At 45.8% G+C, this 20,021-nt stretch carries 17 protein-coding genes and 1 pseudogene; 9 read left to right on the top strand and 9 right to left on the bottom strand.

Annotated features, from left to right (window positions below; translation table 11 throughout):
- The first annotated feature begins 8 nt into the window (after positions 1–8).
- Both EZE20_RS23180 and EZE20_RS23175 read left to right on the top strand, forming a co-directional pair.
- Positions 9–1,409, top strand: a complete 1,401-nt coding sequence (locus EZE20_RS23180; RefSeq protein ID WP_132122279.1) for a leucyl aminopeptidase family protein — start codon at positions 9–11, stop codon at positions 1,407–1,409.
- A gap of 111 nt (positions 1,410–1,520) precedes the next feature.
- Positions 1,521–2,735: an ATP-grasp domain-containing protein gene (locus EZE20_RS23175; RefSeq protein WP_132122277.1), complete on the top strand. Its 1,215-nt coding sequence runs from the start codon at positions 1,521–1,523 to the stop codon at positions 2,733–2,735.
- 74 nt (positions 2,736–2,809) lie between these two features.
- On the opposite strand, the gene EZE20_RS23170 is transcribed toward EZE20_RS23175, so the two are convergent.
- The 6 genes and pseudogenes from EZE20_RS23170 to EZE20_RS23145 form a co-directional block, all read right to left on the bottom strand.
- Positions 2,810–3,280, bottom strand: a complete 471-nt coding sequence (locus tag EZE20_RS23170; protein ID WP_132122275.1) for a hypothetical protein — start codon at positions 3,278–3,280, stop codon at positions 2,810–2,812.
- A gap of 217 nt (positions 3,281–3,497) precedes the next feature.
- Positions 3,498–5,108: a S41 family peptidase gene (locus tag EZE20_RS23165; RefSeq protein ID WP_132122273.1), complete on the bottom strand. Its 1,611-nt coding sequence runs from the start codon at positions 5,106–5,108 to the stop codon at positions 3,498–3,500.
- 48 nt (positions 5,109–5,156) lie between these two features.
- Positions 5,157–5,492, bottom strand: a complete 336-nt coding sequence (locus EZE20_RS23160; protein ID WP_132122271.1) for a nucleotidyltransferase family protein — start codon at positions 5,490–5,492, stop codon at positions 5,157–5,159.
- Positions 5,482–5,892, bottom strand: a pseudogene (locus tag EZE20_RS24485) (nucleotidyltransferase substrate binding protein). Before EZE20_RS24485 ends, EZE20_RS23160 begins: the two are co-directional and overlap by 11 nt.
- Before the next feature lie 158 nt (positions 5,893–6,050).
- Positions 6,051–6,779 (bottom strand): hypothetical protein, encoded by a 729-nt coding sequence (locus EZE20_RS23150; RefSeq protein WP_132122269.1) that lies wholly within the window; start codon positions 6,777–6,779, stop codon positions 6,051–6,053.
- Positions 6,780–6,786: 7 nt separating this feature from the next.
- Positions 6,787–7,263 carry a hypothetical protein gene (locus EZE20_RS23145; protein ID WP_132122267.1) on the bottom strand — a complete coding sequence of 159 codons (477 nt, stop codon included), beginning with the start codon at positions 7,261–7,263 and terminating at the stop codon, positions 6,787–6,789.
- 530 nt (positions 7,264–7,793) lie between these two features.
- Here EZE20_RS23145 and EZE20_RS23140 point away from each other — a divergent pair.
- The 3 genes from EZE20_RS23140 to EZE20_RS23130 all read left to right on the top strand — a co-directional run bounded on the left by EZE20_RS23140 (position 7,794) and on the right by EZE20_RS23130 (position 10,866).
- Complete coding sequence (locus EZE20_RS23140) at positions 7,794–8,519, top strand: class I SAM-dependent methyltransferase (protein ID WP_132122265.1); 726 nt, start codon at positions 7,794–7,796, stop codon at positions 8,517–8,519.
- Positions 8,520–8,598: 79 nt separating this feature from the next.
- Positions 8,599–9,987: an SGNH/GDSL hydrolase family protein gene (locus tag EZE20_RS23135; protein WP_132122263.1), complete on the top strand. Its 1,389-nt coding sequence runs from the start codon at positions 8,599–8,601 to the stop codon at positions 9,985–9,987.
- 96 nt (positions 9,988–10,083) lie between these two features.
- On the top strand, positions 10,084–10,866 hold the full coding sequence (locus EZE20_RS23130; protein WP_132122261.1) for a S1/P1 nuclease: 783 nt from the start codon (positions 10,084–10,086) through the stop codon (positions 10,864–10,866).
- A gap of 77 nt (positions 10,867–10,943) precedes the next feature.
- Here the strand turns inward: EZE20_RS23130 and EZE20_RS23125 are convergent, their stop codons facing one another.
- Positions 10,944–13,007 (bottom strand): BatA domain-containing protein, encoded by a 2,064-nt coding sequence (locus tag EZE20_RS23125; RefSeq protein ID WP_132122259.1) that lies wholly within the window; start codon positions 13,005–13,007, stop codon positions 10,944–10,946.
- Between the two features lie 308 nt (positions 13,008–13,315).
- Between EZE20_RS23125 and EZE20_RS23120 the strand changes: the two genes are divergently transcribed.
- On the top strand, positions 13,316–13,873 hold the full coding sequence (locus tag EZE20_RS23120; protein ID WP_132122257.1) for a YcxB family protein: 558 nt from the start codon (positions 13,316–13,318) through the stop codon (positions 13,871–13,873).
- Positions 13,874–14,236: 363 nt separating this feature from the next.
- Here the strand turns inward: EZE20_RS23120 and EZE20_RS23115 are convergent, their stop codons facing one another.
- Positions 14,237–14,737 (bottom strand): CinA family protein, encoded by a 501-nt coding sequence (locus EZE20_RS23115; RefSeq protein WP_132122255.1) that lies wholly within the window; start codon positions 14,735–14,737, stop codon positions 14,237–14,239.
- A gap of 194 nt (positions 14,738–14,931) precedes the next feature.
- On the opposite strand from EZE20_RS23115, the gene EZE20_RS23110 reads away from it, so the two are divergent.
- Entirely contained in the window at positions 14,932–17,142 is a 2,211-nt protein-coding gene (locus EZE20_RS23110; protein WP_132122253.1) for a S9 family peptidase, read from the top strand.
- A gap of 248 nt (positions 17,143–17,390) precedes the next feature.
- Positions 17,391–18,920 carry a GH3 family domain-containing protein gene (locus EZE20_RS23105; RefSeq protein ID WP_132122251.1) on the top strand — a complete coding sequence of 510 codons (1,530 nt, stop codon included), beginning with the start codon at positions 17,391–17,393 and terminating at the stop codon, positions 18,918–18,920.
- Here the strand turns inward: EZE20_RS23105 and EZE20_RS23100 are convergent.
- Positions 18,912–19,520 carry a hypothetical protein gene (locus EZE20_RS23100; RefSeq protein WP_132122249.1) on the bottom strand — a complete coding sequence of 203 codons (609 nt, stop codon included), beginning with the start codon at positions 19,518–19,520 and terminating at the stop codon, positions 18,912–18,914. The genes EZE20_RS23105 and EZE20_RS23100 overlap by 9 nt on opposite strands.
- A 153-nt stretch (positions 19,521–19,673) precedes the next feature.
- Here EZE20_RS23100 and EZE20_RS24190 point away from each other — a divergent pair, with 153 nt between their 5' ends.
- Complete coding sequence (locus EZE20_RS24190) at positions 19,674–19,829, top strand: hypothetical protein (protein ID WP_165933560.1); 156 nt, start codon at positions 19,674–19,676, stop codon at positions 19,827–19,829.
- The last annotated feature ends 192 nt before the right edge of the window (positions 19,830–20,021 follow it).

Here is a 20,021-nt window from a genome sequence, read left to right as displayed (position 1 = left end):
ATTTATACATGAATATAGAACTTACCACCGCCCCCGCTTCCGAGCATCTGCGGCTATCGATGTTTGATGAAGAAACCTACACCGGACAAGTACCTGCTTTTAAGGCAAAAAAAAATGAGGTTTGGTGGCTGTCTGCTACCGAACTATGGCTCGGATTGGGAAAAGCACCCACCCCGGTTACGGTGCTGAAATGCCTACGGACGCTTTTTCATAAACAAAAAGACCGTTGGCCGGATACCGTTGTTCTTGATGTCCGGCAATGGCCGTTGCCCGTTGTAGAAGCCGCCATCAACGGCCTGATGCTGGGTGGCTATAAGCTCGGATTGTACAAATCGCAACCCAAACCATATAGCACTTTTTTTGGCAAAGGCGGTACGCTGCTCGTTTGGGTGGAGAAAGAAAGCCCGCAACTGGAAGATACGCTGCGAAAAGCCAAAGCTACCGCCGCCGTCCAAATGCGGGTGATGGATCTGATGAACGCTCCTGCCAACAAAAAACCGCCCCGTCTGCTGGCCGAATGGGCGCTGGAATCAGGCCGAAAGCATGGCTATAAAGTAACGGTGCTGGAAAAAGATGCCCTGATCGGCATGGGTATGCACGCGCTGCTGGCCGTAAACAAAGGCAGCAAAGAGCCGCCGGTGATGATTGTGACTGAGTATAGCCCCGAAAAATATACCCAAACGATTGCTCTTGTGGGTAAAGGTGTAACGTTTGATACGGGCGGGATTTCCATGAAAGCCTCGACCAACATGCACCTCATGAAAAGCGACATGGGTGGAGCAGCCGCTGTGCTTGGTACGGTCGAACTCGCCGCCCGACTCCGACTGCCCGTTCGGCTGATTGGCGTGGTGCCCGCTACCGAAAACTGTGTAGATGGCGCAAGTATCAAACCCGGCGATGTGATCGACTCGTACGCAGGCAAAACCATCGAAGTGATAGACACCGACGCCGAAGGTCGGTTGATTTTGGCCGACGGCCTGGCCTACGCCGCCAAAACCTACAAGCCGGACGTCCTGCTGGATCTCGCGACGCTTACGGGTAGTGTGGTGCAAACCCTTGGCTACGTGGCCGCCGGGCTCTTCACGGCAAATGACGCGCTGGCGCAGCAACTCAGCACCGCCGCCGACCATACGGGCGAACGGCTCTGGCGCCTGCCGCTGTGGGACGAGTACCGCGAGGAAATTGAATCGGACATTGCCGATGTCCGCAACTACCACGGCAAACCGCTCGCCGGAGGCATTGTGGCGGCTAAGTTTCTGGAAGTTTTTACGCAGGAACATCCCGCCTGGGCTCACCTTGACATTGCCGGAACGGCCTTTGGCGATGCCGAATTTGCCCCTAACCGAGCCGGAACGGCCTTTGGCGTCAGGCTGCTGTACCGCTTTCTGGAAAATCAGGCAGGGCTCTGAGCAGGTTTACAAGCATTTTTTTTGCGTGGCAATCAATGCTTGCGAAATAATCTTTTTTTGGTAGATTTGGGTAAACAGCCTTTTTTACTCACCAACTCCCGACTCTGTTTTATGACCCGACCACTTACTTTTCTTTGTATTTCGACTTTTTTTAAAGGAAATGATTTTCTAAAAGCCTGCAAAGAAGCGGGTAATACGGTGTATTTGCTGACGGCAAAAAAACTCGAAGATAAACCCTGGGTAAGGGAATCTATCGATGAGTTTTTTTATGTAGAGGAAAACGAAGGCGGCGGGTTCAGCATGGAGCAGGTCATTACGGGCCTTGCCCACGTCATGCGTAGCCGCCCGGTAGATCGCATCGTGGCTCTTGACGATTTTGATGTGGAAAAAGCCGCCCTGCTTCGCGAGCATTTCCGGATTTCGGGCATGGGCCAAACCACCGCCCGCTATTTCAGAGACAAGCTGGCTATGCGCACCAAAGCCGCCGAAGCGGGCATCCGGGTGCCGGGCTTTTGCGGGCTGTTTAATGACGCCGCTATCAATGATTTTATTGCCAAATATGCCGGTCCATGGATGATCAAGCCCCGCTCGGAGGCGTCAGCCACCGGAATCAAGAAGCTGGAAACGGCCGAAGCCCTTTGGCAGGCAATTGACAGCCTGGGCGATAGCCGCCACGAATACCTGATCGAGCAATTTAAGCCCGGCCACGTGTACCACGTAGACTCACTAACGCTCAATGGTCGGGTGATTTTTTCGTGGAATAGTCAATACCTCGCTCCGCCTTTTGACGTCGCTCACGGCGGGGGGATTTTTCGTTCGGTAACCGTGCCGTTCGATTCGGCAGAAGGACACGCCCTGGAAACAATGGCCGTGGATGTGCTCAAAGCCTTCGGTATGCAGCACAGCGCTTCTCATACGGAAGTAATTCGTAGTCAGGACGATGGGCAGTACTATTTTCTCGAAACTTCGTCGAGGGTAGGTGGAGCGCATTTGTCCGATATGGTGGAGGCTTCGTCGGGCCTGAATCTGTGGAAAGAGTGGGCCAAACTCGAAACCGCCGTTGCACGGAAAGAATCCTATCGATTGCCCGAAATTCGCAGAGAATATTCAGGAATCATTATTTCACTCGCCCGGCAGCAGTGGCCCGACCTGTCGCCATTCAGTGACCCGGAAGTCGTCTGGAAAATGGAAGAAGAATACCACGTAGGCTGTGTAGTGCGCTCCAAAAGTCGGGAGCGCGTGCTGGAACTAATGGATGCTTACGCTGAAAAAATCCGAACGGATTATCATGCCTCCGCCCCGGCTCAGGACAAATCGGTGCATTGACGTTTTACTACCCAAATCTTTAAATAATTTAGTCAGGGATTTTCTTCTTCATCGAAAGATAATCCCTGTTTTTTTTATTCTTTCTTTTTGAATTTCAGGAGAATACGTGTTACTCGGGGGTAGTCAAAAGCCGCGGTTTCTGTTGTCATTTCAAACGACTCGGGTTCTACGCTTCGGGGCGCAATGACCCACCCGCTACGCTCGGCCTGACTGCTGTCGGCAGCCGTGACGATAATTGCCTTTTGGGCCTGATCTACTTCCCAATGCAGGATCGTAGCCGCCTCCCGATCCGAATATTTTCCTACAAATGCGCCGTCGGGCCGAAACTGCACGCTTGCCATGTAGCGGTTGAAACTTACTCCGCCAAAATTGGCTACTTCTTTTCCATCCTTAAAACTCAACGCATCGTTGACGTACACCTCCGAAATGGTCCATTCGGGAACGGCCACTAAAAAATCACGGGCCTCTTCGGGCGAGGTAGCCGCCGCGCTGCACGCCACCATCAAAACGCTGAGCGCAAGCGGGAGTTTATTTCTTAAAATCATGGTTGCTAAAAATTAATCGATAGGCAAAGATAAGGGGCTTGCGGTAGAACTCTCTCTATCATTCTATTCACTCACCACCGTGGGCTGTGTCTCACAGCCCCCTTAAAGTTGGCCTTTCTAGAAAGTTGGATGCTTTGGGAAACATAGGGATAATAGTTTAATTTTTAAAAGACAATACGTTGGTTTTCAGGGCTGTGTGACACAGCCCACGGAAGAGCTATTTGTGGCTGACTTTTTCTTTTATTTTCTGGACTACAATTTCCAAGTATGGGTCTTTTCCATTTATTAAATCGGAAATAGTGTATTCAATCCAAATATCTGGTATTTGAATTCTCCCATTTCCTTTTTTAGGTCTAACTAAATACGTTGTAGCTATTGAAATTTTAGCCTTTGTATTTGGAAGTTCCATTGGTGTATAAGTAGTTGCACCAATAGGATTGTTTCCTGTGCTCGTACCAATCACGGTTCCAATATCATTATCTTGAAATAACGTAGTAAGCAATGATGCAGCGCTGCCTGTCCTATTATTTGAAAGGATATAAATATTGCCTTTAAACAATGGACGGTTCTTTTGAATGAAATATTTCGATTTGCTATTTGCAATTTCAAAAAATAAATTTTCATCCGAATCAGTTTTCACCAAACATCTTTTAGGCATACCCTCAGGATATTTTTTTTCTAAATCCTGATACTCCTTCTTAAAGTATTTTTTGTATATATCTGAGGTAAAAGCATATTCACTAAACCCTTGAAGGGTATCCTTATCAGTGAGGAAATACATGAGTTGTATTCCAAGAGTAATATTTCCACCCGGGTTATTCCGCAAATCAATAATTAGATTTTCTATTTTATGATGATTCAGACTATCAATGAGCTCCCATACAAAGTCCTTAAAAACAGGGTATTTAGGATTATAATAATTTGCAATCCGTTTTGAAGAATTATCTTTTTGAAACTGTCTCTTCACATACCCTCTTGCTAGTGGTTGAAGCCAGGGTTTTACGTAGCTTTCAATACCATCCAATATGTCTATTTTATCATGGCATCTATTAAATTGTAAATACCCAAATTTTTGATCTTTATGGATAGAATATGAGTAAGATTCATTTTGAAATTTCGAAATGGAATTTTCTTTAAATGAAATATTAAATGCATCAACGTCACTTCCGATAGATATTGGCGATAATTCAATTTCAGATTGGTCATCAAATTCTAATTTTATCACATCGGAGTTTTTTTTGATTACACCAATTTCTTTTAAATATTCAGGCTTGTTATAAAGTTGTAAATCACGAATCTCAAATTGTTGACTAATTTTATTTTCTGCAAAAGTGAAATTAATCAATCGATCTTCCACGACTTTTGTGGATACTCCATTAAATTTAACAATCCTTTTACCAATCAATAAACTGTCATAGTGGGTGGGAAGATTAAGTAAATACCAATCGTTAGATGAGATATAGATCACATATGGATACACACTTTTAAATCCCTGCTTCAAGGATATACTAGTATGTTGGTTTTTAAAATTTGAAAGATATTTTCTTGCTTGAATACCAAAGTCAGTATAATTATCCACTACTGCCAATGTAGACACAATTTTTTGAACTTGTTTTTCACGTTCATCTTTTGGAAATATGCTGTCTACTTCTGGAAAGCTTTCTTCCAATAATTTATTTAAATAAAGAAAATCAGACTGGTAATTGTTAAGCCCTTTTTGTGTATTTTTTTCTTTTATCTTGTAGTTTTTTACACCTTGCTTTTGCAGAAAAACTCCACATGAGGATAATAGTGAACAAACTAAAAATGTAATAAATATTTTCTTCATCAAGTTTTATTTGATAGGCTTACTTCTTACAATTTGACTTTTTTGCAGTTACGCCGTTGTTGCAGTTTTCTCCAACAACATGTAAAACTCAACACCTATGCGGTCGATATGATCCACTAGCGCAGGTTCTTGTATAGTCTTATAATCCAAAACATCAAACATATAGGGCATTCTTGTTTCTTCATTTAGCTGATAGCTTATTTGGCTTATTTCGTTGAAATTTAAACTTTTACCTTTCAAACAAATATCCACATCGCTGCCATTTCTATAATTTCCTTTGGCCCGGCTACCAAAGATAAGTGCCGTTTGGACGTTGGGGAATTGTGCCAAAATAGAAACAATTTCTTCCATATCGTTTTCAATTAATCCGAATTTATTCTTCATATAACTTATTTTTAAAATACGTATGCAGTGCTTTTAATAATGGAAAATATTTATTTTCAATTAGTGATTCCATTGCGCTAGCTTTTTGTTCATCGTACGTATGCGAAGTAAGATTGCGATCAAGCAATAAATCCATCCAATTGTGCCCCTTTTCTAAAATATTTATTTAAAATGCTTTTTTCAAAGCACTTCGTGGAGATTTTACATCCATAAATCCCTGTTCTTCCAAATAATCTTTCAAAAGGTTCCAGGCTAATTCAAAACTCATTTCAAAAAAATGAATAGTCCCCGCCTTTTGCACAATATCCGGATCAGGTATTTGCAATGCCTGCTCTAAATAGTTCAAAGCTTTTGTAAAATTATGAAAGCGCTGCTGCCAGCGAATGTCCTTTCGTTCCATGGATAACTCATTAAAAATAACCGATCAATACTCCTAATTTCCTTTCGTATATATATTACTTCAAACATACCAAAAAGCAATATACAATAAAAACCTTCCAGTAAAACGAGCGCCATTATTAGAGTTTCTTCAACAGCATGTAATGTTCGGAAATCGTACTATTCAGCTTTCCTACCATGAAAGCGGTAGTGAATTTGAAGTGTGGTGCCCGGGGAGATGATATAGTTATACAGGCCTGGCGAGAAACCTACGCCGGGGTAGTAGGGCGTGTACCCTTTGCCGGCAATGCGGTAGTGATGCGCCAATCGTGTTTCCCAACGCAGCAGCCACTGTTGGTTCAGAGAAAAGTCGAGGGCATAGTACGGATCAATCCCAATTCCGATGTTATGCACGACATCCAGGCTTTTGTAATCGCCGAAAGTCGGGCCCGGATAAAGCAGTTCTGTGGAATAGCGGCAATAGGTCATCATAGCCCGTAGCCCAAGTTGTGACTGCGCCTTCCCTTTACCCACCGACCACTCCTTGCCCAATTTCGCATAGAACCCCGTGGCATTTTGACGTCGCTCTACACTTTTGGGACTCACGACCTCTACCTGACTATACCCCAACAGGGCTGTCTGATACGACCTTTCCCGCTTCTGTCTACGCCACGTCAGCTCCACAATGCCCCTGTTTGTCAGCAGCATTCTACGTTCGTCCAGAGGCACCTTGTTGGCGAAAAACAGGTAAGGAATGTTTTTAAAAACGTCGATACCGAACGTGTGCTCTTTTCCGGAAACACTACCTGCACGATTTTCAGAAAGCGAATCTACCGTAACAGTCTGCCCAATGACTGACCCAACCAGAAAAACACTGAGCACGAAGGCGGATAAAAATGTTGATTGCATAGCTCTTTCAGTATCTTCCGATTGTGATCCTGATACCTAATGGGCTCGGACCTTTGAAATCGCGCGGCCCAAGGTAAGAGCTGTACTCGACCTGTACAGGTTGATTCAGGGTTGTTTTGAAAGGAGGTCCAGCTTCGGGCGCGCTCAAATCGACATAGTATCCGCATTCCCGTTTTGAGTCAAAAATCCGTTTGTAAAAAAGGGTGAGCGTATCTACCCGGTTTTCTGCATACAAGAGAAAAGTGGTACTATCCTGTAACAGCGAAACCGGCAATGTTGCCGTACCATAATAACTTCCAGGATCTAAGGTACTAAAAGCAGAATCTGATTTGGCATCCAGGGCACTGATCCTCTGTATAGTCTGTAACGTATCCTGACGCAGGCTTAAAGTAATCGTTGGCTCGGCCTGCGGCCCGCAGTCGTAGCAACTGACGGCAATTCCTGCTGTGAAAATATAGAAAAAGCCACGCACTAATTTTTTCATAGATTGATGTGAATGTATGTGCCTTTACGAGTCCAATCTCAAATGTAAAGAAGGCTTTTCTCTTTGCAAAGATAGTACAGGGGAAAGGGCATTAAAATTTCTGGTTATACCCTTGTTGCCTCACCCTTATCTGTGTCTCATCATAGCCCATTTTTGGCAGGCATTTCGAGATAGTTGGATGTTTGGAGAAGTTCATGGATGGCCTTTTGGTGATGACCAGAAAATGCATTGATTTTCAGGTATTTAATAACCATTCTATGGAGGTGTTCACCTGTAAATTTCATTAAATATTTACATGAAAAATTGCTGGTTTCAAAATTCAATAGCATCTTTGATGTTGGTCAAGAGTTTAGAGAAACTGGATTTTCGGTAGATTTTCGCCAAAATCCACCCTGTGCTCTCTGATTTGCAGGTTTTACTACCTCTTGCCCGTACTGATTGCCGGCCGTGTTCCTTTGGCTGACATACGGTACAACAAAGTGACATTTCAGGCGAAAATCGCCCATTCTATACGTAACAAAAACCAAACAATGAGTACTTCGTTAAAGCAAAATGTTCAGGAGTTTAACCGAAATGTAGCCGAAAATGGCGGTTTCCTGTACACGACCAACGCTCAATTTTCTTCGCATGTTGCCAACAAACGGATTTCGGATGAAATTTTCGGGCTCATCAAACCGCACTACAAAACGTTGGTTGACATTGGCTGCGGTGACGGGACCTATACGGATAATATCAAACAGAATTTTCCGCACCTGGAAGTACACGGCTTTGACCCTGCCGACAGCGCGATTCAGACAGCCCGTAAAAAATATCCAAACGTGCAGTTTGACACAATCGACCTGCTGTCGGACACGCTGCCAACGCGCCACAAAAAATATGACGTTGGCGTCATTCGCGGCGTGTTGCACCACCTGTCGGATCAGCAGAAAGCAATTAAAAATGCGTTTAAACTGGCAGATAATATTATCATTATGGAGCCAAACGGCAATAATCCGATCCTGAAAGTAATCGAGAAAACGTCGAAATATCACATCGAACACGAAGAGCAATCCTTTTTTCAGTGGGAGCTCAAACGTTGGATCGAAAATGCCGGCGGGAAGGTTGATACGTGGAGTTATGTGGGATATGTGCCGTTCTTTTTTCCAACCGGTCCGGCTAAGGTAATTTACAAAATGCAGCCGTTTCTGGAAAAAATTCCGGTTTTGAAACATGTCTTTTCTGCTCAGTTTATTGTATCCTGTTCCTTAAAGAAATAATTTTTGGCTTAGTTTTGTAAGAACAGAGTGCGATTTTGTCACTAAAAATCGCCTCTATTCTTACAAATCATAGCTTTAAATGAAATCATTGATTACCCGTTTTCTGAGGATTAGTGTCATTTTCTTTCTCCTTTGGGCATTAATTTACGCCTACGAAGTTTTTCTTTCCAATGGAGACGGAGTTTTGGCGCGGGTCAACATCAACGTGTTTTTTACCTACCTCGGCATTTTCCTGGGTATTTTTTTGCTGGCAATTGCAGGTACTTCTTCCAAAAAAACCTGGCTGCGCGATAGCTCCGGCTCGTTTCTGAGTCTGCTTATTTTTCTGGTACTGCTCGAATTCCTCTGTTTTTTATTGATTCGATTCAACGTTGTGGACGCTCCCCGTCCATTTCATTCGCGCTTTCTGATTCAGGAAGTTTGGGGTGCCGACCGCAGTACTCTTTGGGGCGACATAAGCCCGGAGTTTGGCCGGTGGCGATTGGCAAGTACCGAGCGCTACAATTCGGTGTGTACGGGCGACTCCGTTCTGATTCGCTCCAACAGCTTTGGCATGCGCGACAAAGAGCGCAGCCTTGCCAATACAACGGGCAAAAAACGGGTGGCAATCATCGGCGATTCGTTTGTGGAAGGGTATATAGTAGACGAAGACAAACGATTCTCAAATGTGATGGAAACCCAAACCGGCGTAGAACATCTGAATTTTGGAATAAACAGTACGAGCGCAATCAATTATTTTTTGATTTACAAGCAATTGGCCAGAAAATTTGAGCACGACGTAGTGCTTGTTTCGCTGCTCCCGGCCAACGATTTTGAAGATTATGAAGAATCACAAAAGGTAGGCTTGCTGCGCTTTCCGATCTATCGGCCCTATTGGGCGGGTACATATCCCGACGTTCAGTTAAACTATTCGCTGGCACATATTTCTCAATCTATATCCGCAAAGCCACAGGTGATTCAGCCAATAGAAATACAGCAAGTGATTGATTCTGTATATCATAGCCTAACTTTTGGTCAAAAGGTCTTGGCCGAAATCAGCCTGAATTCGTACCTCTATACCTGCGGACTGCATTGGGGAAAGAAATTGGCGGGCAAAAAAGCGGAAGATTTTTCGGGTTTTAAATCCGATGCATTTCAGCACCGTTGGGACGCCTTCGCCTACTCGCTCGAACAACTGGCTCAAACCGCCAAAGACAAAAAGGTTATATTTTATGCCGTGCCAATTCTGAGTGAACTGCGGGCCTACGATCAGGACAAACGTGACGACCTGTCGCCCCGACTGGAAGTTCTTTGCAAGAAATACGGCATTGCCTACGTCAATTTACTGCCAATCATTCATGCGCAGGGCGCTAAAAAATGGGAAACGTTTTATGAAACCTGCGACGGCCACTGGACGCCCGCCGGAGAGGCTTTTGTGGCTCAGACCTTACTCAATCATCCGGCCTACAAAAAAGCAATGCAAGACTAAGCCTGTCAAATAACGGGCGAATGAATTACTAAACAACTTCCGTACATACCCGATTGGGTTGTACTTTTGACTCGTATTTATTTACTAACATTTCTCATGAAAAACGTACTGACCGGGCTTTTTTCTCTACTTATTCTTCACGCACCTGTACACGTTTGGGCCTCGCCTACCTGGGGCGTTACGGGCCACCGGGTGGTGGGACTTGTGGCGCAGAATCACCTGAAAAAGAAAGCCAAACGCAAAATTTCAACCGTTTTGCAGTGTAACTCTTTGGCGGAGGTTTCCAATTGGATGGACGATGTCAAATCGGATACGGCTTACAACCACACCCACGACTGGCATTGGGTCACGATTTTGGCGGGTGAAACCTACGAAACGAGCAAAAAAAATCCGAAGGGTGATATCATTATGAAAATTGAGGAACTAACAGCTACCTTAAAAGCGGGCGGACTTTCGGCGGCCAAAGAAGAAGAGGCACTGAAATTTCTGGTGCATTTGGTAGGCGATCTTCATCAGCCGCTACACGTGGGTGACCGCGACAATCAGGGCGGGAATCAGGTAAAAGTGACGTGGTTTGGTCAAAATTCAAATCTGCACCGGGTGTGGGACAGCGACATGATCGAAGGAAAGCAGCTGAGTTATTCCGATTTGGCGGGTTTTCTGGACGAACCAAGCCGCGAGCAGGTGAAGCAGTGGCAGCAACTATCCACCCGCGAGTGGGCCGCTGTGTCGCAGAGTCATTTTCCGAAAATTTATGATTTTCCGGAAAATGGTAAACTTGGGTACCGCTATTCGTACGATCATTTTGGGACCGTGCAAACCTGCCTGATGCAGGCGGGAATACATTTGGCCGGTTTGCTCAATGAAATTTATGGATAAAAAATGAAGAGAAATTTACAAAAAACGCCGGTTGTCCCAGATTAAGACAACGGGCGTTTTTTTGTATAAAGAAACATCTACTTCATCAGGCGAATCAGCAGAATCTCGATTAATAAAAATACCAAAGTGGCGATGAGAAAATATTTCCAAAGACTTGTGCCCAAATTCTGCGCTTCAAATTCTTTGCTAAAAGCCGAATCATCAATTTTATCAAAAACCTGCACATTTTTCATTCCCGCAAATGCCGCCCTGAGCTCTTCGGGACTGTAATAGTCAAGTTTTGATTCGGAATTATCGTGGTTAAAAGCGAGCAATTGCTCCACTACGTTTCCCTGCACAAGCTCATAATAACCCGCATCAAACGACTGCCCCGTGCTCAGTTGATTGCTGAGCGGCAGTTCCAGAAATAGCTGATTTCCAACAAGGCGCTGCACCGGAATCAACTCGGTTTTGTCACGACGAAGCGTATACACAGCATTGGGTTTGGGGTCATTGACGGCAACCAACAGGTTTTTTTCATCAAACGAGTACGCCGTACGTTGCGCGCGTACGCTCAGCGCGGCCATTTTGTACATCACCGGAACAAAAATAGCGTGCTGCGCAAAATTCCCAAAGACGGGTTCAAGCGGAGCCGAAAACAGATAAAGTCGTCCACGGCCTACCGTTGACTGACTCAGGTACGGTTGCCCGTTGCGCAGCGTGAGCAAGGGTGCGCCGCTACTTCCCCACAGCCACGACGGAGCCGCCGATGGCAGACTTACGTTGCTTTCGTCCCGAATAGATTCTTCAAACACATCACTAAAAAACGGATCGTTACGGTTAGGCACATTGAGCGGAACGGGCTGCGGGCTACCTTCCGTAACTGACAAACCGCTAACTCCCAACGTTGACAAAAACGCTCCGTAAGCAGAAGCATCGGGCTCGTCGGGCGGAATAATGGCAAGACTTCCTCCCTTGTTTATAAACTCCGTAAGAGCCGAACGCAACGAACCCGACGGCTGTTCTACGCCTTCCAATACCAGCAAATCGGCCGTTTGCAACAGGCCAACGTCGGCATTTTGGGCGCTGAAACTTTGGGTTTGAAAAAGACTGTCGTTTTGAAAGACGTTTTCAATATACCGCCCACCGCTCAGTTGTCCGTACAAATGCATGACCTTAACTACAGGCGAAGCATTCAGGACAAAGAAAAAATCGTTGTCGAACGTAACCGGAAAATCATCGAATGTAACGCGTCCGCGCTTAAAGCCACGACCTTTAATACTAAAATTAAAACGAGCAATAGCGTTGCCGTTGGCGGGCACATCTACCGAAGCAGTGGAGGTTTGGGTTTCGTCCAAAAACAGTCGGACTACCATATTCTCCACGGCCTCAGTCCCTGAATTACTGACTTTTACGTAGAGAATATTGTTTTGAAGTTCGCGAATAAAGGGGGTATTCAGCCAAACGGAATCGACAAAAATATTTTTTTCGGGTGTGGCGTGCACGGGCACTAAAAATAGCCGATCGGCGGTATCAGGCTTGATGGTGGCCAAATCTCCGGCGGTACTTTTCTGAAAATCCGAGAACCAGAATAGTTGATTTTGCCCGGCAGACTCGTGGCGGGCCATTAGGTTTCGTTGCCGCTTATAAACTTCCTGAAAACTGCGGGGAGTGTGCGAGAGACTAATCGTAGTGAGGCGGTCGCGTACTTTATCGGAGGTAGCAAGGGCCTGCTCCTGCGCCGAGAAATCGTTGGTCAGCAACTGCATGGAAGTAGCATTTCGGAAAAGGCCAAGTAATTCAGACAATCGCCCGGTGGCTATATCGAGGTACCGCTTGGTGTTTTCTTCATTCTGCATGCTGAATGAATTGTCGAGGTACAAGCTCGTAATTCCCTGACGGCTAATGCCGAGTTCGTTTTTGCCGGGTAAAAAAGGCTGTGCGAAGGCTAGTACCAAACAGGCAATCGCCAGCACCCGGGCTGCCAAAATAAGCCAATGCTTAACTTTTCGGAAAGAACTCGTCTGCGTTTCAACCGCTTTGAGGAAAGCTACGTTGGTAAAATATACGCGTTTGGTGCGCCGGAAATTGAAGAAGTGAATGGCGATAGGAACCGCAATGGCAAGCAGGCCCCACAAAAACGACGGAAAAAGAAAATTCATTCGGGTTGATTGGGTTGGTGGTACGGGCCGGGGCTCCTGTGAGCATCCGCCTTTTTGGTTACTGTCACGAAAATCAAAACACAAATTACGCCAAAATACCGTAACCCTTTTTATTTCATTCGGGTTTCTGCGAAGTCAAGGGCTTTTTCATAACTTTGTGGCCGTTTCCCGAAATCAGGCCGTGGCCCAAAGACAGGATAGAACTGAAATCATACAGATTTACGAAAAATAGTACGTCAGCGCTCGTAAACAGGCTTTCTGACGGGCAAATACCCAAGAGCTTATAACCTTAAAAGTAACGTAAAAAAATGGCTAAAACCCCAACAAACAAGCATCAGCCGATGTATCAGACACCGCCCAATCCGGCGGCGATTCGCACCAAACGCTATGCACTTGACACAAAAAAATATATCAGCCTGGCCATGCGGCATTTTATTAAGTCGCAATTGAAATGGGTTTTACTGCCCGTGGCTCTTATTTTAGTTAACGCTATCATCAGCCTGACCGGTGTATATCCCAACATCTGGATTTATATCGTGATCCTGATTGGCGTGGTTGGTTACCTGCTTTTCTGGGTGATTCAGTTTACGGGTATTACCCAATTGGAGCAGTATAAGCCCATGTTTCAGAAGTATATCTACGAGATTGATTCGCGTCAGATTTTGATGAAACTCAATCAGAAAGAAGGCGGCGTCATGAAATGGGACATGATTAAGGAAGTCTATAAAGACAAAAATGCCTACGTCATGGTGCTTTCACGCGGTCAGTTCATTTACCTGCCCTACACCGTTTTTAATTCGGAACACGACCAAAAATTGTTTGACCGGATCCTGAAACAAAAGGAGTTTATCAAGGACGAAAAATAAAACTGAATTAACGTTTATTTTTGCAGTAGAGCAGGTTTTTAATTAAACCTGCTCTTTTTTGTGGTGATTTTTTTGCGTACCTACCACATTCACATTCATAGGGCTTCACCCTGTGCTGGTGGATTTCGCCCTTTCAGGGCTTTGGTATCATTTAGCCCTGAAAGGGCGATATATACGAGCGATGGGTGAAGCCCATCGGGGGATGGCGTATAATATAGGAAGGTATATCCCATCCAAATTATCGAATGAAACCCATTGGGAATGCCGTACAAAATTCAACATATGCATGCACCTTCACCGGGCCGATGGATTTCGATCTTTCAAGACTGGCATTTTTTATCAACACCCCAAAACACGAATCTCCTATAAATCCCCTATTGCTTCTTCCAGTTGCAACTCTTCCAGCAGAAAAACGGCGGTAGCATCGATAGTTTTGCGGATAATTTCGTCCGGCTCTCCATCAAACACAAAACGTTTTCGGAATGCTTTTTCACCGATATATCCGTGTACAAACATGGTTCCTACGGGCTTTTCGGTGGTTTCGCTTCCTCCGGGTGAAGCTAACCCCGTCACTGCCAACACCAAATCAGCCGGAATCAAAATTCGCAATTCATCGGCCATTTGCTGCGTTACTTCGGCTGACTCAGCCGTAAATTGGTCGAGCATTGACTCTGTGACGTTCAGCATTTTTTTCTTGACTGCTACATCGTAACATACAATACTTCCCTGCACTACGCTACCGCAATTAGGGATACTCGTAAATTCATTGATAAAACGGCCCGTGGTGGCACTTTCAGCAAAAGAAATCGTCAGGCGATTGTTGCGCAGGTACAACACTAAATTTTTAACTTCTTCGGATGCCATAGGTTCAGTCAGATTAGTCGTTGGTACAGGCAGGTACTAAAAAACTTTGCCAGCCTAAAATTTATTTTTGCAGGCGCATACCCTTTTCATTTGGATGCGTTCCCACCAAATCTTTATTCAGGCACATACACCTTCGCCCCAATTTTCTTAGTTTAGAGGTTTGGAAATTTTACTTCATCTAGTTCAATCATCTTGTGAAACAGCTAACACTCGCCCTTACGCTCTTGACTACCCTTGTACAGGCCCAGAAAAAACCCGTCACGCTTGAAGAAATTTATGGCTCCCGCGCCGCAACGTTCACTGCCAAATCCGTCTCCGGCGTCAATTGGATGAAGGAAGGCGGATTTTATACTTCACTACAAGGCGACAAAGTTGTGAAGTTCAGCCTCACCACCGGCGAAGCCGTCGACACGCTTTTTGACCCACAGGTAACCACCGTTTCCGGTAGCACCCAAAAAATCAGTCTTCAAGGCTATCAACTCAGTTCCGATGAACGAAAAATGCTGCTCCGTACGGAAGTGGAACCGATTTATCGCCGCAGCTCAAAGGCCGAAACGTACATTTTTGATTTAAATACAAATACTCTCGAAAAGCTTTCACCCAACGGCAAGCAGATGTACGCCACGCTTTCGCCCGATGGCACGAAGGCGGCTTTTGTACGGGACAATAACTTGTTTGTGAAAGACTTAACTACCAATTCTGAAACAGCAATTACCAAAGATGGAAGTAAAAATTCGATCATCAACGGGGCTGCCGATTGGGTGTACGAAGAAGAATTTTCCATGTCAAAAGCTTTTGAATGGTCGCCGGACAGTCGCCGAGTTGCCTTTTACCGCTTCGACGAAACGGCCGTTCCTGAATACAACATGCAGCTTTGGGGCGAGCTGTATCCCAAAGATTACCGGTTTAAGTACCCAAAAGCGGGCGACGCCAACGCCACGATTCAGATTTTGGTACACGATCTGCCATCGGCCAAAACTACCGTGATGCAACTCGGCTCCGAAACTGACCAGTATATTCCACGCATCAATTGGACCCAAAGTTCTGATCTGCTGTCGATTCGCCGAATGAATCGCCTGCAAAATCAACTGGATATTCTGCATGCCGATGTAGCCACCGGGCAAACGAAGGTAGTTTTGTCGGAAAAAAGTGAAACCTACGTAGACCTCAATTTTACCGACGACCTCACCTACCTGGCAAACGGTACTCAGTTTATTTATTCAAGTGAAAGCAGCGGCTACAAGCATTTGTACCTCTACGACCTGAACGGCCTACTGCTCCGTCAGCTGACAACCGGCGGTTGGGAAGTGGATGATTTTATCGGAATTGACGAGGCCAAAAATCTAATTTACTTTACTTCAACGGCTGTTTCACCCCTGGAAAGACATTTATATCGGCTGGATATTTCTGTTCCCAAACGGATAACCCGCCGCTACAAAGCTCCGGAGCCTGTTTTGATGACACCTGAAAAAGGAACGCACCGCATGTTGATGAGCCCTGATTTCCAGTTTTATCTTGATTATGCAAGTTCGGCAACCTCTGTCCCGCAGGTGAGCCTGCGAAAGGCACCTTCCGGTGAACTTGTCCGAATGCTCGAAACCAACGCCGCGCTTCAGAAGACCGTGGAAGAGTATCAGGTAGTGCTGCCCGAATTTTTCCAGTTTACAACCACGCAGGGCCACGCTCTGAATGGATGGATGATAAAACCGGCCCAATTTGACCAAACAAAAAAATATCCCGTAGTGATGTTTGTGTACGGCGGCCCAGGCTCCCAAACCGTGACCAACAGTTGGGGGAGCCGCGATTTTTTCTGGTACCAAACATTGGCAGATAAGGGTTTTATAATAGTTTCGGTAGATAATCGGGGTACGGGTGCACGAGGCAAAGAGTTTCGGACGTCTACGTATGCACAGCTCGGAAAACTGGAAACGCAGGATCAGATTGAAGGCGCAAAGTACCTGGGAACGTTGCCATATGTAGACAAAGGCCGTATCGGAATTTGGGGATGGAGCTACGGTGGCTACATGTCGTCGCTGTGTATGACCGTCGGTGCCGACTATTTCAAGGCCGGAATAGCCGTGGCGCCCGTCACTACCTGGCGCTTTTATGACTCAATTTATACCGAACGCTACCTTAAACGTCCGCAGGACAACGCAGCCGGTTACGACGACAACTCGCCGATTAACCATGCAGAAAAGCTAAAAGGATCGTTTTTGCTGATTCACGGCACGGGCGACGATAACGTACATTTTCAAAATTCGGTCGAGTTTGTGCAGGCTCTCATCAAAGCAAACCGCAACTTTGAAACGTTCTATTATCCCAACCGCAACCACGGCATTAGCGGGGGTAACACGCGTTTGCACCTGTACCAAATGATGACGAAGTTTTGGGAGAAAAATTTATAAAATCACGGCCCGGCAGGTTATGTACCTGCCGGGCTTCTTTTTTAATTACAATTCTTCACTTATCTCACAATCAAAAATTATTCAGCTTTTATTTACTATTTTTATCCTGCTGATCAATCGGAAACGGTGGATTAATACCGAGCAACTCATACGGGACATCGCCTCGCTAATAGAGGAGAAGTAGCCACAGGGGACAATGGGCACGCTTTTTTACCCAACGTTGGCAGTGTACATCAAACAACTGCCCCATGCCCGTACTTGGAAATCTAATCAAAAAAGCCATTGAATTGGGAGAATCTCTCATCCCGCACGACTCCCCACAGGAGGCCCAGCATAAAGTGCTCAAACACTTACTAAAAGAAGCCTCCGATACCGCTTTTGGCAAAGCATATGCATTTGAAGAAATATTGGAAAGTCCCACTCTGATGCAAACATTTGCCCAAACAGTCCCGATGCACGACTATGACGCAATACATGCCGCGTGGTGGCACCGCACGTTGGCGGGCGAGGCCAACGTTACGTGGCCGGGCACTCCCCATTTTTTTGCGGTAAGCTCGGGCACAACAAGTTCGAGCAAGCGAATTCCGGTGACAGAGGCCATGCTTTCGGCCATTCGCCGCAGCGGAATCGGGCAGATTCTGGCGCTGTCAGAATTTGATTTACCCGCCGAATTTTTTGAAAAAGAGATCCTGATGCTGGGATCCAGCACGGACCTGAAATCGGTTGACGGGCACCTGGAAGGTGAAATAAGCGGTATCAGTGCGGGCAATATCCCTTCGTGGTTTGAGCTTTACTACCGCCCCGGAAAAGAGATTTCGTCGATTGCCGACTGGGACAAACGTGTGGAACGGATTGCGCAGGAAGCACCCAAGTGGGACATCGGCAGCCTGTCGGGTATTCCGTCCTGGATTGAACTCATGCTCAAACGCATCATCGAGTACCATCAGCTATCGAGCATTCATGATATTTGGCCCAACCTCACGGTGTACACTTCTGGTGGCGTAGCCCTTGAACCCTACAAGGCAAGCCTTGAAAAACTAACGGCCCGCCCGCTTGTCTACATTGATACCTACCTGGCTTCGGAAGGATTTTTGGCTTTTCAGGCAAGGCCGCAGACCAACGCCATGAAACTCGTGCTCAACAACGGCATATACTTCGAGTTTGTACCGTTTCAGGATCGTTTCCTGACCGACGCCGGAACCGTCCGGCCCGATGCGCCCGTGCTGACAATTGGGGAGGTTACCGAAGGCGTCGACTATGTTTTGCTAATCTCGACCGTAGCCGGTGCCTGGCGCTACATGATTGGCGACACGGTGCAGTTTATGGATGTAGCGCGTGGAGAAATCGTAATCAGCGGCCGCACCAAGTTTTACCTCAATGTTGTCGGTGAGCAACTTCCGGTCAATAAAATGATGGATGCCGTATTGGCTACCGGCCAAACCTTAGGCGTTGTTTTTCAGGAATTTACTGTGTCGGCTTTGCGGCGCAGCGATGGCGAGTACATCAATCGGTGGTATTTGGGGAGTGAAGAACCCTGCACACGAGCAGAAGAAGCCGGACAGCTGCTGGACGAAGCTTTGCGCAAATCGAACAAAAACTACGACGTAGCCCGCAGCAAAGCACTCAAAGATGTAGAAGTACACGTGATTCCTACCGGGCTCTTCCACGAATGGAATGAACATACGAAGCAAAAAGGCGGACAGACCAAAATGCCTAAGGTGATGAAAGAAGAGGATTTTCTGGCTTTTGAAGCCTTTGTGCAGCAGCATTCACTCTGATGAACGCTCCCGGGCGTGGTGTTCTTCAATGAGTCGCAGCGTTTCTTTGGGCGAAACATAGAGGCGGCGGATGCGGTCTTTATAAGTTTCGGGCAAGTGGGCATGATCCAGAATAAAATATTTCGTCGCCACGATTTTCTCACCTAAACCGTGACTAATGGCGTACAAATCGGCTGTCCGTTCGGCGATCATCAGGTATTTTCTTGAAAAAAGATACCCAATTCCATAGCGCGCCAATGCGGGCAGCGACCGTTGCAGATAGTCCATAATATGCCCCAATTCGTGGCCAATCCAACCAATCAACACATTTTTGGGTACCGACTCAATCGGAATAGCCGGGCCGTCTACCTGAAAAAAGCGGCTGATTTTTATCACGTACCGACGCCGATCTGCACGCCTGAACAGTGAGCCCGGCCGTGGTTGTGCCAGCATGACCGACTTTCGTATGTTTGCATGCAGCTCAAAGTCAATGTGAACCGCCTGCAAATCAGGAAAATATGAAAGCGCCAGCAGTATTTCTTCCGAAAGCAACGAAGGAATCGTCTTGTTCTCTCCAAAACGATCTAATCCAAAAGCAGTCTGTTGTGCAGTATTTTCCATGAATTATTGGTGATTCATTAGTTATTGCATAGGTCTTATTGAACAAAATTTCAATGCCAGGGCAGAGCCATAACAGTGGTATTTGGGTTCTTGATTATTTCTAAAAGCGGGCAGGAAGCGTAGTTTGGCGATTATTGGTATATTTATTGATGGATGAATTGGCCCGTAAAGAACATGAATGTCAGGCTGAGCGAACAGGGCCGCCTGGCGGTCGAAGCCCGTTGGCAGACTGGCTTCGACTACGCTCAGCCTGACAAATTTCCTAAACTTTATACTTTCTTTACAAATCTACTTACGTATCAATATTGAAAGAAAAATCATTTGGTATTATTAAATAAAATGTATCTAAGATTATTTATAACTAATTTTCTTAGTTGAACTAGGCTCTTGGTAAATATAGTTAAATTTCTTAAATTACTTGAAATTAAACTAGTTAGTATGGAAAATCGCTTTAAAAGTTTGACGTTATTTGAATTTCAGGAAAAATTCCCTGACGATGAT

Source organism: Arundinibacter roseus, from assembly GCF_004348825.1.
Taxonomy (GTDB): Bacteria; Bacteroidota; Bacteroidia; order Cytophagales; family Spirosomataceae; genus Arundinibacter; species Arundinibacter roseus.
The sequence above is the reverse complement of the archived record's forward strand: the minus strand, read 5'-3'. Positions and strand labels throughout refer to the sequence as shown.